Genomic DNA, 14,797 nt, shown 5'->3' with positions numbered 1-14,797 from the left:
GTGAAATAGTAAAAAATTCATTAGGCTAGATATATATACCATTTGGAGATGTTTCCTATGTTTATCGGCCTCAACAAGAATTCCAAGCCAGACCTGAATGCAGTTAAAGCCTTCCTTAATCAATTTACCCATAGCTCTCTTGCTGAGGGTTGGGCAGATAAGCAAGGCTTCGTAACCCAAGCCAAAAGTGGCGACATAACCGTAACGTTTCCGTTTGCTTCGGCAGGTTTGATCGAAGAACTACGGGGTTGGATTGAAAGGCAAAAAGTTGCGGGTGAAGATGCCCCCGAGTTAGCTATCAGCCAGAAAGTCGCTCCTCTGAAAGCCAGCGAAAAGCCCCTGATTAAGGGCGTGAAGAACGTTATTGTTGTCAGTTCGGCCAAAGGCGGTGTGGGTAAGTCGACGACATCGGTGAACCTAGCGCTGGCTCTCAGGGCTCAAGGTGCCAAAGTGGGTATCTTAGATGCAGATATCTACGGCCCTTCACTTCCCATCATGCTGGGTACCAAGGGTAGGCAGCCAACGACATTGGACGGTAAAACCATGGAGCCGATTGAAGCACATGGCCTTTTCAGTAATTCCATCGGTTATCTGGTTCCGGATGAAAATGCCATGGTGTGGCGTGGACCAATGGCGTCAAAAGCTTTCTCGCAGCTGGTCAACGAAACGCATTGGCCAGACGTGGATTATCTAGTGGTGGATATGCCACCGGGCACGGGCGATATTCAATTGAGTTTGGCTCAGCAGTTTCCAGTGACGGCAGCAGTTGTGGTTACAACACCGCAGGATTTGGCGTTAGCTGATGCGATCAAAGGTGTAGCTATGTTCGAGAAGGTCGCGGTTCCTGTTCTCGGGGTAGTGGAAAATATGAGTTACCATATCTGCAGTCAGTGTGGCCATCACGAACCAATATTTGGTCAGGGTGGGGCAGAAAAGATGGCAACGGAGCATGGTTTGTCACTTTTGGCACAAGTCCCGCTTCATATCAGTATTCGTGAGGATATTGACGCTGGTGCGCCGACTGTTGCCAGCAAGCCGGAAAGTGAGCATTCGGAGGTGTACCTGGCTTTGGCAGAGAAGGTAGCAAGTCAGTTGTTCTGGCGAGGGGAGACCGTGGCAGAACAAATATCAATCACTACGCTCGGTGAATAGCAAATAGCATACTGATAAGTTTTATACCCAAACGACCTGAAGATGCTCGAATTGATGGCCTCCCTTCGGGCGAGTTGAATGACGCCGTGCTCTTTGTTGTTCCTTTTTGATGGAGATGACTACATCTGCAAAGGAACGCCGCGATCACAACGCCAGTCAATATCGCTGAATCCTGCATCTTCAGGTTGTTTGGGTATATACTCAGAGCGAGAATTGGCGCGCAAATCCTATGCATAGTGATGAAACAATGCGCACCTTACTTTTAATTGAGATGTTTGTCACATATTTAGATGGCATGAGGGAGTTCAACTCCCTATAATCATGCGGTTTATTTCTCGCCAATTCTCCGGGTATTCATTTATGAGTGACAACAACCAATGTGTCATTATCGGTATTGCAGGCGCATCTGCATCCGGTAAAAGTCTGATCGCTAGTACTATTTATCAAGAACTAAAAGAGAAAGTTGGCGATCACCAGATCGGTGTTATCACGGAAGACCGCTATTATCGCGACCAAAGTCACCTCAGCATGGAAGAGCGTGTAAAAACCAACTATGACCATCCTCAGGCACTGGACCACGATTTGCTGTGTAAGCACCTGCAAGATCTGATGGAAGGCAACGAAGTTGAGGTCCCTCAATACAGTTATGCGGAACACACCCGCATGGATGAAACGACTAGATTGACGCCGAAGAAGGTTATTATCCTTGAAGGTATTCTTCTGCTGACTGACCCACGTCTCCGTGATCTGATGCATGCGAGCATCTTCATGGATACCCCATTGGACATCTGTCTGCTTCGACGCGTGAAGCGCGATGTAGCAGAGCGTGGTCGTACGATGGAAACTGTGCTTCAACAATACCAGCAAACCGTTCGTCCAATGTTCTTGCAGTTCATTGAACCATCAAAACAATACGCGGACATTATCGTACCGCGCGGCGGTAAGAACCGAATAGCGATTGATGTGCTCAAGGCACACATCGCAAAATTGCTGAAAGCGTGAAAGAACAGCCGGTTTTGACCGGCTTTTTTTATACCTGAAGTTGGTTAAAAACAAACAAAGTCCATTTTATCGAGGGAATGCGCAATGAGATTGAGTGACAAACATATCAGGGAGTACCTGGATGATGGCAAGATCATCATTGAGCCGATACCAGCGGATGAAGCCATCTCAGGCGTTACGGCAGATGTGACATTAGGAAATAAGTTTAGGGTCTTTAGTGAACATGGCGCGCCGTTTATTGATCTCTCCGGTCCACGTGAAGAAGTGTCAGAACAGCTGGATAAAGTGATGAGCGATGAAATTGAGATTGCCGACGGCGATGCATTTTTTCTTCATCCTGGGCAGTTGGCGCTTGCAGTAACCCATGAAGTAGTGACTCTACCAGACGATATTGTAGGTTGGTTGGATGGACGTTCTTCTTTAGCCAGGCTTGGGTTAATGGTGCATGTTACAGCCCACCGCATTGATCCGGGCTGGCAGGGTAAGATCGTACTGGAGTTTTATAACAGTGGCCGACTGCCATTGGCACTTCGACCAGGCATGCCGATTGGAGCTCTGAGTTTTGAAACCATGAGTAGCCCGGCGGACCGTCCTTATCACAAAAGACAAAATGCCAAGTATAAAAATCAACAAGGTGCAGTCGCTTCGAAGATTGATGAGGACTAAGGTCAACAGCCCCTAGGAGGGCAGAACCTAGGCGCATGGAAAACGGCTGAAATTGTTGGATTTAATGCAGAAATTTTCTTTGTGGTTGGTTACTCTCAGTTGCATCTAAAAAGGAAATGTACATCATAATGAAAAAGCTTCTCTACATTCTAATTGGACTGGTGCTTTTGGTAGTGGTGGCTATTGGTGCCATCGTTGCATTCATCAATCCCAATGACTTCAAACCCATGATCGCTGATGAAGTGAAAAAAGCAACGGGCCGTGAGTTAGTCATTGACGGCGATATCAGCTGGCGTTTCTGGCCAAGTTTGGGTTTGTCCGTTGAACGACTGGCGTTTAAAAACCCAGAAGGCTTTGCGGAGCCGGATATGCTTAAACTGAGTAAAGCTGAGTTGTCCGTTGCTGTCATGCCGCTACTTTCTGACACGCTGGATATCGGCCTTGTTAGTTTGCATGGTGCGCATGTGTTTATCCAAACCCTGCCAAATGGCGTGAGCAACCTTGATGGTTTGAGCGGTGAGCAAAACACCGAAACTACTTCTTCAGAGAACAATACTCAGCCGACCCCTGATGCGTCCGCACCGGCTGATGAACCTGCTAAAGCTTGGGCGATTTCAATCGGTGGCCTGGAACTGCTGGATGCCAGCGCCACCGTAAGAGACGACAAAACGCACACCAGTAGTGAAATCAGCTCGCTGAACCTGACGATCGGTAAACTTGAAACCGGTGTTTGGGTGCCAATCGAATTTGATGTGGTGGGCAAACAGGATGCTCTGGTTTTTTCCTCCAAGGGTGATGCTGAAGCCATGATCGACAAAGAGATCATGAAATCTCAGCTTCGCACTCTCACCTTGGAAGCCAGCGCCAATGATGCCGCGACACAACTTGAAAGCTTCACGCTGAAAGCAGATCGCTTAGGTATTGCGATTCCTATGGTGTTTGATTTTGCAGCCAAGGGTAAATCAAACGACATGTCGTTTGATGCCAAAGGCAAAACTACAGTGGAAGTCGATGAAGCTATTTCTCTTATCACCGCAAAAGCACTGGAACTGAATACCACTGTCGCTGGAAAGTCGCTGCCTCGCCCTGAAATGAAAATCAGCATGGGTGGCGATTTGGCCTTTGATAACAAGGCCCAAAAACTCTCTTTGGAAAATCTGAAAACGGCGGTAGATGAGCTGAACTTTGATGGTAAAGCATCGGTTGTACTGGCCGGTATTCCAGCCATTAGATTTGATGTTCACAGCCCTAAAATCAACCTGGATACGTTCCCAGGTGGCAATACAACTGCAGCAGAAGACAAACCAGCAGCACCTGGTGGCTCGCAAGGTGGCGCCGCAGAAAAGCCTGCTGAGAAAAAACCGCTCAGCGATGTAGAACCTGATCTCTCTGCGCTGAAAGGGCTGGATATCGCAGGTAAAATCACCATTGATGATTTCGTCGCCAGTAATGTAGAAGTGAGGGACGTAATTGCAGACTTTGCGGTTAACCGTGGCAAGGTTGATGTTAAGCAGTTCGACGCCAAGCTTTACGGTGGCACGATTAATGTTAAAGGCAAACTTGATGCCACGGTTTCCCCTGCGCGTTATCAGGTTAAGAAAGGTATCCGTAACGTCAATGTTCAGCCTCTGCTGTTGGCTGCGGCAGGTCAGGATATGCTGGCTGGTAAAGGCAGCATTGATGCCAATGTCAGTGGCGTCGGCCTGTCTGAAAAACGTTTACGTACAGGCATCACTGGAACCATCGCGATTAATTTCGCTGACGGAGCAATCAATGGTGTCAACATTCCCGAAATGATCCGCGAAGCGAAAGCAACGCTGAAAGGCCAACGAGCTGAGTACGTCGAAGAAACCCGTAAAACAGACTTCAGTGCGCTGACAGCGACTTTCAATCTTGGAAAAGGCATCGCTTCCACCCGCAACATGAAAATGGAAGCGCCAGCGTTACGCGTTCGTAGTGAAGGGCAAACCAACTTAGTGAAAGAAGACCTCGACTTTGAAGTCTTTGTCTCTGTCGTAGGTACCAGTAAAGGACAAGGCGGCAGGGACATCGACGAGCTAAAAGATGTCACTATCCCAGTGAAAATTGGTGGTACTTGGACGGCACCTAGCTACAACCTTGATGTGAAGGCATTGCTAACAAGCAATAAAGTGTTGGAAGAGAAAGCGCGTAAAGAAGCTGAGCGTGGCCTCAAGAAGCTGCTTGGTGATAAAGCTGGAGATGACAAAGTGAAAGAGGCGGCAGACAAACTGCTGAAAGGTCTTTTCAACTGATCAGCCCCAACGCGCAATAAGAAAGCCGCATGAAAATATGCGGCTTTCTTTTTGGCTGTCATTGACTCAGGCATGAAGCTTTATTCAGGTCGTTTGGGTATATTTGCTTCACCTGGGCAGAAGGTGAGTTAGAATCAGCCTTCTGAACAAGAAAGAGCTTTATAGGAAAACGAACGTTCATGGATTCTATTTCTCAGGCAGCCCTTGGCGCTGCAGTGGCTGGTTTGGTTGCTGGAAAGCGATGCTCTCCGAAAGTACTTCTTGCCGGTGCTGCGCTTGGTACGGTGCCGGATCTGGATGTGGTGCTGGAGTATGGTGACCCGATTTCCAATATGATTAAACATCGGGGCTTCAGCCATTCCCTGTTTGTATTGTTCCCTCTCGCGGCTGTTTTAGCTGTGTTCTGGAAGCGGTTCTTTGCTAAAGAGTGGCCTCTTTGGCAACTCTGGGCGTTATTCACCGCCGTTCTCGTGACTCACCCAATTCTGGATTCGTTCACCACTTACGGTACTCAACTCTTCTGGCCGTTAGATGCACCACCTGTAGCGATTTCCAGTATCTTCATCATTGATCCGCTATACACGGTTCCTTTGCTTGTTACTGTATTGGCCGCGTTTATCTGGCGCAGCCGCGCAGCCAAACTCTGTGGCGCGGGTTTGGCTATTTCTACTCTTTATCTCGCCTGGTCGCTGGTCGCGATTGGTATGGTGAAAGATCGGGTGGAAGAAAATGTTGCCGGGACACACTTGGAAGACCAGCCTGTGTTTATCGGTCCAACGCCTTTTAATACTGTGCTTTGGCGTGTCGTCGTGTTGGATGACGATAAATACTGGGAAGGCTTAACGTCTTTGCTGGATGATGACCCCACCATTGATTGGATGCCAATGATGCTTGGTGATTGGAGTTTCCCAAGTAAGCCGGAGTTAATGGCAGATTTTGAAAACTTTACCCGTGGCTTTGTCCGCTACGAACAAGATGGTGATGTCTTAACGGCTACGGATTTACGCCTTGGTATGGCCATGTACCACCCGTTCAGTTTCGTGGTTGCAGAGCAAGGAGAGAATCAGGTTTGGCAATTGGTGCCACCAGTGCAAGTCGATCCGGGTCCGGTGCTACCGCGACAGATCCCCGCATTGTGGATGCGTTTACTTGGTTGGCAAAGCATTGATGCCATGTTGTGTAATGAGCATGATTGTTTTCGTGACGAGTTATCTTCCAATTAGACTAAGAAGCCCAGCATTTGCCGGGCTTTCTTCTCGTTCTTTGTTAGCATGGACTGATTACCAATCAATCCCTTTACGTACCTTGATGCCAGAATCAAAAGCATGTTTTACACTACGGACTTCAGAAACCGTATCTGCTATCTCCGTCAGTGAGCGGTGGGCTGCGCGGCCTGTGATAATAACAGACTGCTCGCTCGGGCGGTTTTCCAGTGCTTCAATTACTTCATCTAACTCGATGTAGCCGTAGGTCACCATATAGGTCATCTCATCGAGCATGACGACATCATAACTTGGGTCATCCAGCATACGTTTACATTCTTGCCAGACTTCCTGTGCGGCTTGGGTGTCGGCTTCTTTGTCTTGCGTATCCCAGGTAAAGCCAGTCGCCATGACGTGGAATTCAACGCCACATTTTTCCAGCAGGTTGCGTTCGCCGCATTCCCAGGTTCCTTTGATGAACTGGGCGACACCACATGTCTGGCCGTGACCTGTCGCTCGGGTGATCATGCCAAATCCTGATGTCGATTTTCCTTTGCCGTTTCCGGTGATCACCAACAGCAAACCCTTTTCAATCTGTGCAGCGGCAACGCGCTCGTCGACTTGTTCTTTTACCTTTTGTTGTCGGGCTTTGTAGCGCTCATCGCTCATTAGATTTTCTTCCTTTCCAATTGAACCAGCTGAAGTGGGTCAGCAATCTTGGATCACAACATACCAAAACCCACTTGTATTGGAAGAGTGTAAATCTGAGTAAATCGCTCTGGTATTGGCGTTCGTACAAAAATTGGTCAACTACAATCAGTCAGAGTATACCCAAACAACCTGAAGATGCAGAATTCAGCGAGATTGACTGGCGCTGTGATCGCGGCGTTCCTTTTTGATGTCGTCATCTCCATTAAAAAGGAACAACAAAGCGCAAGGAGTCAGTCAACTCGCCCGAAGGGAGGCCATCAATGCGATCATCTTCAGGTCGTTTGGCTATAAAACCACGAGGGATAAAAGATGAAAAAGTTAGGATGGCTAGTCATGGCTTTCTCTTTCAATGCGATGGCGGGTTAAGTGGTCAATTACAGCTCGAACGGTATGACCTTGGAGGGGTATTATGCGCCTGCGCAGCAAGAGGCTAAAGGCTCGGTGATATTAATCCATGACTGGGATGAACTGACAGGCTATGAGCAAAAACGCGTTGATATGCTTTCTTCTATGGGATACAACACCTTTGCTATTGATCTTTATGGACAAGGAAACCGTCCTGTTGATACCAAAGCTAAAAAAGAAGAAGTGGGGAAGCTTTATAGAGACAGGGCGAAAATGCGGGGTCTTCTTCAGGCGCGCCTCATGCCTTTACGGTGTTCGAGTCACCGCGTTATCGTGAAGTCGCAGATAAGCGTTCTTGGGCGACCTTTACCAGCTTTCTTGAAGAAAACTTGTAGAGCGCGATCTAACGTCTAACTCACTTTGCTCTCTATTCCTCGATTCGTTAAAGTGTCGATAATGAATTGGGAATGGAGTGCCAATGTCAGCTAACAAACCGAAAATTCTCGTTGTCTGTATGGGCAGCACATGGCGGAATATTTAAACTATTGAAAATTAATATAAAATAATTTCCTCCAAAATTCCTCCAAAACTTTCCCTCCAAAACTACATACATACACAAGGAACATTAGGATAGGGATGTATATAATTTTGAAATTGTTACATTGTCACGATTCTTGAGTTCTGTGAGAAAGTCTTTGGTAGGATAAAGGAAGAGAATATGCTCATGGCGGATTAACTGATTTTGATTATGGTGTACTCGCTGCCTCTCAAGTCTGCGTATTTATTTGTCATTCGCCTGTCTTTATGGCCTAGCAATATTTGAGTATCTAGACCGATTTTTTCATATGTTCGTTCAGCGAGTGAACGGATTTCATGGAAGCTTGGCGGCGTTTGTTCCCAGCTTAGTTTTGTCAGATCACGAGCTTTTGCAAAGTGCCGCGAAACAGTGTTTACGTTCACTCGATCCCCTTGAATGACATTTTGAACGGGTTTTGTGTGGTGAAGTAAGTACTGTGAAATAACCCCAGTCTGCCTACACAAGCTAATTATTTGACCAAGACTGATCCCAACTAATGGGTTCGTCAATTCAAGAGGGAATGCCAGCTTAGTTTTTCGTTTTGACTTGCTCGTTGCTACATAGAGCAATCCTTCGCGAACATCTCTGAACTTTAAAGCGCATATGTCTTCTCTACGAAGACCGGTAGTGAGTCCTAACATCATGGCGTGAACTGCATAAATGGGCGTGTTTATCTTGGCTGACTGAATGATGGGTATCCAATCGCTTTCACGTAGCCTCGACCTCTTTACTTCTACTCTAGGGGGCTTTGTTGCAAGTGCAGGATTGTAGCCAGCTTCAACTTCACCGACATGCTGAGCTTCCTTAAACAAGTCTATCCAAACAGATCTCAGAGATTGAGCCATTCTTGCCTTGCCAGATTTTTTGTACTCATCAATGATTTTCGCGAGTGTTTTGGTATCAAGTTCCTTGATGCCGATAGTTTTACAGCGAGACGTTAGAACTTTAATCGCTGTTTTTTTCGTCTTTAGCGTACTGATGGCAATTTCTTTATCTTCGAAGCGCTCTTGCTGGATTAACATGTATCTTTTACACCATTCAGCAGTGCTGATTCTGCGTTTCGTAGTGTTAGATAGGTTGGTCTCTAATATAGAGTGGTATTGTTCTACCAGTTGTTCAGCAATCCGTCTGTTGAGTTCTGTTGCAACACTTAATGCGCGTTTTTTGTCAGTACCAAGGCCATGAAATTTACCAGTCCTAGGGTCTCTATACTGGTAATATACCTTCCCAGACCGCTTATCTAGCTTTTGGTAAAGGTTTTCGATGGTAATGTTATGAGAGCGTGGACGAGCTGCCATCTTTAAATATTCTCGCAACTAATGGATCGCTTATTGATTGACTCTGAGCTTTTGATAAGCCAATAAAACGAGCGTTTGGTTCACACATCCATTTCCCTCCAAATTTTACAGGAGTAGGCTGGATCTGTTTCGTTTTGGCGTATGCTGCCAAAGTTGAAGGAGAGGGGGCAAAGCCAAAGGTTTGTATCGCCCATTCTTTAAGAGTTACATACCTCATGCTATCTCCTAATTATATTCTTTGATACTCATTCGAATCTTCAGTAACTAGGGTCGATGCCCCGGTCCGCTAAGAAGGAGCTAAGCCTGTTGCTATGCGGCATGTGAAAGTGATGCAAGTAACTTGTCGCGGTCAACGTAGCAGGTGTTTACTGGGTAGACGTTGAATGGACGCCAGATAAGAAGCTGGCTCCCTTTATTGTTGCCTTTGACAGGTAATCCCGTTGCAGCATTGATAAAGGCAAGACGACCGCCGGTGATAATGCGCACTTCCGCACAATGGCGAATGGCCTGTTTAAACCAGCCGACACTTTGATCCTGCGGGACGAGCATGACGCAACCGATACCTTGTTTTGCTTGTTGGCTTGCCTTCTCGACCCAAGGCTTGATATTGGAGTAGGGCGGATTGCACCAGGCGTAACTAATTGCAGGTGCATCCCAGTTTGCGCTCAGTCCACAGCTTTTCTCTGTGTGGTACTGTTCGCAAAGGTGATTATCATCACTGGCCGCGACATCAATGGCAAAATGAAACTCGTTGTCGAGTGCCTTAAATAATGTATGTGGCGTTCGCCATTTGTCACGATGTTCAGGGGGCGTGTTTGAGCCTGTGAAGTCGGTCATTGGTCGTTACCTCGTATGAGTTTGGCAATGGTTCTTTTGCCCTGGTCGTTGTAGTGAAAGGTTTCTATTTGCTTACGAGAATTGGCAGCCTGGTCTAATCGCCATTCCCCGTATTTTTCGCACTTGATGCCATGCGCGTTGGCCGTTTTACCCACCTTTTGGGCTGACACTCCGAGCTCAAGGGCGATGTCTGTAGCGGTGTAGTGTCGGACTGTTGTGATAGGGATATCCCAACCAGCGGTGACAAGCGCGGCGATGGCTTTATCAGATAGCCGGCAGGCAGAAAGTAGCGTCAGTGCAACGTCCAAGCTGCATGTCTCGCAGTATGCTTCAAAGGTTGTGTAAGAAACCGCGCGCGCTTTTTGGCAGCGGGAACAAGTCGTCATGGAAAGCTACCTCCATGGTCGAAAGTAGCTTTGTTAGGTGAGGGAAGGAAGGGTCTGAGGTTTTCTTAGATACACTTTTGTCATCTGGGCAGAATTTTCACTGTTAATACAAACAGTTTAATCAAAGGTGTCGCATAATACCGAAGCACGCCGTTTTGGGGTGTTTTCACAAGGTCAATTTTGGCACTGCGAGAAAAGCTTTAAAAACATAGGGAAAGCCACTTTTAAGATACAGTGGCTTGTTATTGGTAGACACAGTGGTGTGTTTAATCGCCCCATTTTGGTATTAAATACACTGTTAGTTTTTAGTAAAGTTGGGCATCTACTAAAGAGGAAATAAAAGTGATAGATCTTTTTTCACTATTAAGTATTGGTATAGCGTTTTTTGTTATAGCTGTTTCTCCTGGGCCAGCAAATATTTCCAATGCAACCATCGCTATGAGTAAAGGTCGAAGGACAAGCCTAATTTATGGTGCGGGACTTTCTACTGGTCTAGTTTTCTGGGGAGTTGTTGCAGCAAGTGGTATGGGAGCTATTCTTCAAAGTTCTGTTTATTTATTAATGGCACTGAAAGTTTTTGGTGGTTTATACCTATTAAGGCTTGCTTTTCTGTCTGCTAAAGAAAGTATGAAACCTAATTCAACTAACGTAGGAATGATTGAAGAAACTTTTTCAGGTAAAAAATGGTTTTTACGTGGGGTTATTATGAATATCTCTAACCCTAAAACAGTAATCGCTTGGATGGCTGCACTTTCTGTTGGCTTGAATTCAAATGACGGGATCTTTTCTGTTATTTCAGGATTGGTAGTTTGTATCATTGTAGGGTTTGCTACAAATGGTATGTATTCAATATGCTTCTCATATAGTAGAGTTATGAACTGGTATCAACGTGCAAGTCGATGGATAAATGGTGTTACTTCATTTTTGTTTACTATTGCAGGCATTGGATTGCTTCGTTCAGCCTTTAACCGCAGCTCAATGTCGTAATAAAAACTAACAAATAAGAATAAGTGTCGCGTAGCCGACACTTTATTTGGGTGTTGAACAAGCCCGTCCTTTATTAAGTAAATTGCTCGGATGAGCACGGTGTGGATGTAGGCCCGTCAGTTTTGTTAGGGCGAACGTCGCCATAGTTGTAGTTATCCGAATTTAACAGTTTAGTGCTTCAACTCTAACTGGTTTCTGTCCATACTCGTGTCAGCCCGATCTGTTCTGGCACGTTTATGCCCCAAAGTGAGCCAGCATCATTTTTGATGAGGAGTTTAACAGTCTCCTATTCACCCTACTTTTTGTAATCCGAAACGTGCTTTTCCACTGTTGATACACTCAGTTGATGAAAAGGTGTCGCATAATACCGAAGTACGCCGTTTTGGGGTGTTTTCACAAGGCCATTTTTAGCACTATGAGAAAGGGCTTTAAAAACATAGGGAAAGCTACTTTTAAGATACAGTGGCTTGTTATTATTGGACAAAATGGTGTGTTTAATCGCCCCATTTTGGTGTTGAATACACTGTTATAAAGCAAATGGAGTTTATACGTTGGAAATGGATATTTTCGTAGTTGATGCGTTTACAGCTCAACAGTTTAAAGGTAACCCAGCAGCAGTAGTTCCAGTCGAAGATTGGCTTCCTGACGAGCTAATGCAAAATATAGCAGCTGAAAATAACTTATCAGAAACTGCCTATATAAAAAATGTCGGTGCTAATCAGTATGAAATTCGCTGGTTTTCCCCACTGACAGAAATGGATTTCTGCGGTCATGCGACTTTAGCATCTGCTCATGTATTGTTTAATGAGTTCGGTGCTGAAAACCAAATCGAGTTCATTACAAAAGAAGTCGGAAACTTAAATGTCATTCTCAATGCACAGAATGAAATTGAAATGACTTTCCCCAACCAGAAACCTGAGGTTGTTTCTACAATCCCGACACAACTACTGAATGGACTATCTAACGAGCCGATAGAGGTTCTCAAAAACAGGCAAGCCTACTTTGCCGTCTTTGCTAGTGAGCAAGAAGTGTTGGACATCACTTATATCTCTGAGCAATTGAAACAGCTTGCACCGTTAGACGTTGTAGTCACTGCTAAATCCGATAAGTATGATTTCGTATCACGTTACTTTTGGCCAGCAAACGGTGGTGACGAAGACCCAGTTACAGGTTCTATTCATTCTGGTTTGGCTCCTTATTGGGCTGACAAATTGGATAAAGCCGATTTAGTTGCCTACCAAGCCTCCAAAAGAGGTGGTGTAGTGAAGTGCTGTGTTTCAGACGGGACTGTTGTTCTATCAGGTAAAGGTGTTCTTTATCTAAAAGGCAAGATTAACGTTTAGTGGAAATCTGCTTTATAACAAAGCGTTCAAGACGGATTCCCAACGCTTGGCATTTTCGGTTTTCTTTGAATTTAGTGTTTACGGCACAATGGTTTAGGTTTGGTGGTAGCGTTGCTCACCACTTAACGCGGCGTTATGCACTCAGCAATATTTTCATCGGGAGTTGGTATAAATGAAAATCAGTGTAGTCATCCCAGCCCATAATGAAGAGAAGTTCATTGGTCGATGTCTGTCGTCAATAAATGAGCAGCTAGTACCACATGACCTGCAAGTAGAAATTATAGTTGTTTTAAATAGGTGTACTGATGGAACGGCCACTATCGCAAGGGCTCACGGAGCTACAGTTGTAAGTAACGATTCAAAGAATCTGTCAGAAATAAGAAACACGGGTGTTGCTCACGCTAAAGCTGAATGGGTTGTCACTATAGATGCTGATAGCTGGATGTCTAAAGGTGTTTTGACAGAAATATATAAGCTCTCTAAACTCCCAAGCGCTCTTGGTGGCGGTATAAAAATTACGCCCGAACGGTTATCACCTGGAATAGCTGTTGGGTATGGAATTATGCTGGTTCCGGCCTTTTTTCTTGGGCTATCTTTTGGAATGTATTGGTTCAAAAAATCTGATTTCGATGCTATCGGAGGATTCGACGAAAAGCTACATATCGCGGAGGACGTAGATTTTCTTAGAAGACTAAAATTGCACGGTCGCAAGAGTGGAAGGCGACACACAATAATATCCACTGAGTCAATTACAACGTCATGTAGAAAATTTGACGAGTTTGGTGACTGGCATTTTGTTCGTTTATTTGGCAATCCACTCCGAGTGAAAAGAGCCATGCTCGGAGGCGAACGAGAGTACCTTGATAAGAATTGGTACGACGTTAAACGTTAGTGGCTGTGTATGAAAAATGCATAACAAAACCATCCACCCGATGCCTTCCCGTCGCGCCTTTTGTGCTTGGCGCGAGCGCCAGTTTAGCAAAAAATGCACTCTGGTCAGTTACGGGTGATGGCAGCGTTAGCTGTAAGGTCATTATGTATTTAGGTAGTTGTCTCTGCGGAGAAGTTAAATATAAGTTGCTAAGTGAGCCTAAAAAGGCCTCAAATTGTCACTGTACGATGTGTCAAAAACAGCATGGAGCTGCATTTGCAACGTATGCTAGTTTGCCTAAGAACGATCTTGTTTACATATCAGGATTGTCTGCACTAGCTGAATACAATTCATCTGGCAGTATTGTGCGTAAATTCTGCAAGGTTTGTGGTTCAAGTATGGAGTGGGGGGGTAGTTCTCAGTATCCTGATTGGGTTTCAGTTGCTATTGCCACTTTAGACTCACCTTACAAACCCAATAAAATTATTGATATACAAACTGACACAAAGGTTTGTTGGTTAAATTACAGCTAACAAGTTGCTTAAACGGAATAAAAACAGTTAGTTATCGCTGCGCGATTTTAACCAACCATTTTTATCCGCTTAGCAAGGCGTTAAATTACAAGGAAAGTTAGGTGGAAATAAAGGAAATAAATTCAACCTCCGAGATAGCAAATGATTTGACTTCTTTGCTGATTGATTGCGTTGAGAGTGGGGCTTCGGTTGGTTTTTTGACCCCAGTCAGTCATCAAGAAGTCGAGTCATATTGGTCTGGCGTGGAGTCAGATTTAAGTTCTGGTAATCGACGCTTATTTGTTGCACTCGATGATGATGTAGTAGTCGGTGCAGTTCAGCTTTCCTTATGTTCTAAAGCAAATGGTTCACATCGAGGCGAAGTTGAAAAGCTAATGGTTAAAACAAGCTCACGTGGTCAAGGTGTGAGTAAGAAACTGATGTCACTAATGGAATCAACGGCATCAGAAATTGGGTTGCAGTTATTGGTGTTAGATACTCGACTTGGTGATGTGGCATCATTGTTATATCGTTCAGTTGGTTACACTGAGGCAGGACAAATTCCTCAGTTTGCACGCAGCTCAAGTGGAAAGTTAGAAGCGACAGTTTACTTCTACAAGCAATTGTAATTTAAC

General features: G+C 45.3%; 16 protein-coding genes. 11 read left to right on the top strand and 5 right to left on the bottom strand.

Annotated elements, in window-relative coordinates; genetic code table 11:
- The first annotated feature begins 57 nt into the window (after nucleotides 1-57).
- The 5 genes from apbC (at nucleotide 58) to VP504_RS05590 (ending at nucleotide 6,316) form a co-directional block, all read left to right on the top strand.
- Nucleotides 58-1,152, top strand: coding sequence for an iron-sulfur cluster carrier protein ApbC (gene apbC, locus VP504_RS05610; protein ID WP_325893339.1), 1,095 nt, complete (start codon nucleotides 58-60; stop codon nucleotides 1,150-1,152).
- Nucleotides 1,153-1,512: 360 nt separating this feature from the next.
- Complete coding sequence (gene udk, locus VP504_RS05605; RefSeq protein WP_325893338.1) at nucleotides 1,513-2,154, top strand: uridine kinase; 642 nt, start codon at nucleotides 1,513-1,515, stop codon at nucleotides 2,152-2,154.
- A gap of 84 nt (nucleotides 2,155-2,238) precedes the next feature.
- The gene (gene dcd / locus VP504_RS05600) at nucleotides 2,239-2,820 is read left to right on the top strand and encodes a dCTP deaminase (RefSeq protein ID WP_325893337.1); all 582 of its coding nucleotides are present in this window, start codon (nucleotides 2,239-2,241) and stop codon (nucleotides 2,818-2,820) included.
- Between the two features lie 128 nt (nucleotides 2,821-2,948).
- On the top strand, nucleotides 2,949-5,093 hold the full coding sequence (locus VP504_RS05595; RefSeq protein ID WP_325893336.1) for an AsmA family protein: 2,145 nt from the start codon (nucleotides 2,949-2,951) through the stop codon (nucleotides 5,091-5,093).
- 179 nt (nucleotides 5,094-5,272) lie between these two features.
- Nucleotides 5,273-6,316: a metal-dependent hydrolase gene (locus tag VP504_RS05590; protein ID WP_325893335.1), complete on the top strand. Its 1,044-nt coding sequence runs from the start codon at nucleotides 5,273-5,275 to the stop codon at nucleotides 6,314-6,316.
- 57 nt (nucleotides 6,317-6,373) lie between these two features.
- Here VP504_RS05590 and cobO read toward each other — a convergent pair whose 3' ends face one another.
- The gene (gene cobO / locus VP504_RS05585) at nucleotides 6,374-6,964 is read right to left on the bottom strand and encodes a cob(I)yrinic acid a,c-diamide adenosyltransferase (protein WP_325893334.1); all 591 of its coding nucleotides are present in this window, start codon (nucleotides 6,962-6,964) and stop codon (nucleotides 6,374-6,376) included.
- A 408-nt stretch (nucleotides 6,965-7,372) separates the two neighbouring features.
- Between cobO and VP504_RS05580 the strand changes: the two genes are divergently transcribed.
- Nucleotides 7,373-7,765 (top strand): dienelactone hydrolase family protein, encoded by a 393-nt coding sequence (locus VP504_RS05580; RefSeq protein ID WP_442788894.1) that lies wholly within the window; start codon nucleotides 7,373-7,375, stop codon nucleotides 7,763-7,765.
- A 318-nt stretch (nucleotides 7,766-8,083) separates the two neighbouring features.
- Here the strand turns inward: VP504_RS05580 and VP504_RS05575 are convergent, their stop codons facing one another.
- The 4 genes from VP504_RS05575 to VP504_RS05560 form a co-directional block, all read right to left on the bottom strand.
- On the bottom strand, nucleotides 8,084-9,226 hold the full coding sequence (locus tag VP504_RS05575; RefSeq protein ID WP_062706525.1) for a phage integrase Arm DNA-binding domain-containing protein: 1,143 nt from the start codon (nucleotides 9,224-9,226) through the stop codon (nucleotides 8,084-8,086).
- Nucleotides 9,201-9,443 carry an excisionase gene (locus VP504_RS05570; RefSeq protein WP_084387657.1) on the bottom strand — a complete coding sequence of 81 codons (243 nt, stop codon included), beginning with the start codon at nucleotides 9,441-9,443 and terminating at the stop codon, nucleotides 9,201-9,203. The genes VP504_RS05575 and VP504_RS05570 overlap by 26 nt, the downstream gene beginning before the upstream one ends.
- Nucleotides 9,444-9,535: 92 nt before the next feature.
- Entirely contained in the window at nucleotides 9,536-10,063 is a 528-nt protein-coding gene (locus VP504_RS05565) for a phage N-6-adenine-methyltransferase (protein ID WP_325893333.1), read from the bottom strand.
- On the bottom strand, nucleotides 10,060-10,449 hold the full coding sequence (locus VP504_RS05560) for a hypothetical protein (protein ID WP_062706529.1): 390 nt from the start codon (nucleotides 10,447-10,449) through the stop codon (nucleotides 10,060-10,062). The genes VP504_RS05565 and VP504_RS05560 overlap by 4 nt, the downstream gene beginning before the upstream one ends.
- Nucleotides 10,450-10,791: 342 nt before the next feature.
- Here VP504_RS05560 and VP504_RS05555 point away from each other — a divergent pair, with 342 nt between their 5' ends.
- From VP504_RS05555 to VP504_RS05540, 5 genes are all read left to right on the top strand, one after another.
- A complete protein-coding gene (locus VP504_RS05555) occupies nucleotides 10,792-11,436 on the top strand; it encodes a LysE family translocator (RefSeq protein ID WP_062706530.1) in 645 nt (214 codons plus the stop codon).
- Between the two features lie 551 nt (nucleotides 11,437-11,987).
- Nucleotides 11,988-12,779 (top strand): PhzF family phenazine biosynthesis protein, encoded by a 792-nt coding sequence (locus VP504_RS05550; RefSeq protein WP_325893332.1) that lies wholly within the window; start codon nucleotides 11,988-11,990, stop codon nucleotides 12,777-12,779.
- Nucleotides 12,780-12,951: 172 nt separating this feature from the next.
- A complete protein-coding gene (locus VP504_RS05545) occupies nucleotides 12,952-13,671 on the top strand; it encodes a glycosyltransferase (protein WP_325893331.1) in 720 nt (239 codons plus the stop codon).
- 143 nt (nucleotides 13,672-13,814) lie between these two features.
- Nucleotides 13,815-14,183 (top strand): GFA family protein, encoded by a 369-nt coding sequence (locus tag VP504_RS25595; protein ID WP_157515495.1) that lies wholly within the window; start codon nucleotides 13,815-13,817, stop codon nucleotides 14,181-14,183.
- Between the two features lie 101 nt (nucleotides 14,184-14,284).
- Entirely contained in the window at nucleotides 14,285-14,791 is a 507-nt protein-coding gene (locus VP504_RS05540; RefSeq protein WP_062706535.1) for a GNAT family N-acetyltransferase, read from the top strand.
- The last annotated feature ends 6 nt before the right edge of the window (nucleotides 14,792-14,797 follow it).

Origin of the sequence: Grimontia sp. NTOU-MAR1, assembly GCF_035758505.1 — a bacterium.
Classification (GTDB): domain Bacteria; phylum Pseudomonadota; class Gammaproteobacteria; order Enterobacterales; family Vibrionaceae; genus Enterovibrio; species Enterovibrio marinus.
Note: the sequence above shows the minus strand (reverse complement) of the source record. Positions and strands in the feature narration are given on the sequence as shown.

What these genes read in the sequence shown, in the direction of transcription:
- cobO (WP_325893334.1), bottom strand. Translation starts at nt 6,964, where the DNA reads ATGAGCGATGAGCGCTACAAAGCCCGACAACAAAAGGTAAAAGAACAA.
- udk (WP_325893338.1), top strand. Translation starts at nt 1,513, where the DNA reads ATGAGTGACAACAACCAATGTGTCATTATCGGTATTGCAGGCGCATCT.
- VP504_RS05595 (WP_325893336.1), top strand. Translation starts at nt 2,949, where the DNA reads ATGAAAAAGCTTCTCTACATTCTAATTGGACTGGTGCTTTTGGTAGTG.
- dcd (WP_325893337.1), top strand. Translation starts at nt 2,239, where the DNA reads ATGAGATTGAGTGACAAACATATCAGGGAGTACCTGGATGATGGCAAG.
- VP504_RS05545 (WP_325893331.1), top strand. Translation starts at nt 12,952, where the DNA reads ATGAAAATCAGTGTAGTCATCCCAGCCCATAATGAAGAGAAGTTCATT.
- apbC (WP_325893339.1), top strand. Translation starts at nt 58, where the DNA reads ATGTTTATCGGCCTCAACAAGAATTCCAAGCCAGACCTGAATGCAGTT.
- VP504_RS25595 (WP_157515495.1), top strand. Translation starts at nt 13,815, where the DNA reads ATGTATTTAGGTAGTTGTCTCTGCGGAGAAGTTAAATATAAGTTGCTA.
- VP504_RS05560 (WP_062706529.1), bottom strand. Translation starts at nt 10,449, where the DNA reads ATGACGACTTGTTCCCGCTGCCAAAAAGCGCGCGCGGTTTCTTACACA.
- VP504_RS05590 (WP_325893335.1), top strand. Translation starts at nt 5,273, where the DNA reads ATGGATTCTATTTCTCAGGCAGCCCTTGGCGCTGCAGTGGCTGGTTTG.
- VP504_RS05570 (WP_084387657.1), bottom strand. Translation starts at nt 9,443, where the DNA reads ATGAGGTATGTAACTCTTAAAGAATGGGCGATACAAACCTTTGGCTTT.
- VP504_RS05565 (WP_325893333.1), bottom strand. Translation starts at nt 10,063, where the DNA reads ATGACCGACTTCACAGGCTCAAACACGCCCCCTGAACATCGTGACAAA.
- VP504_RS05575 (WP_062706525.1), bottom strand. Translation starts at nt 9,226, where the DNA reads ATGGCAGCTCGTCCACGCTCTCATAACATTACCATCGAAAACCTTTAC.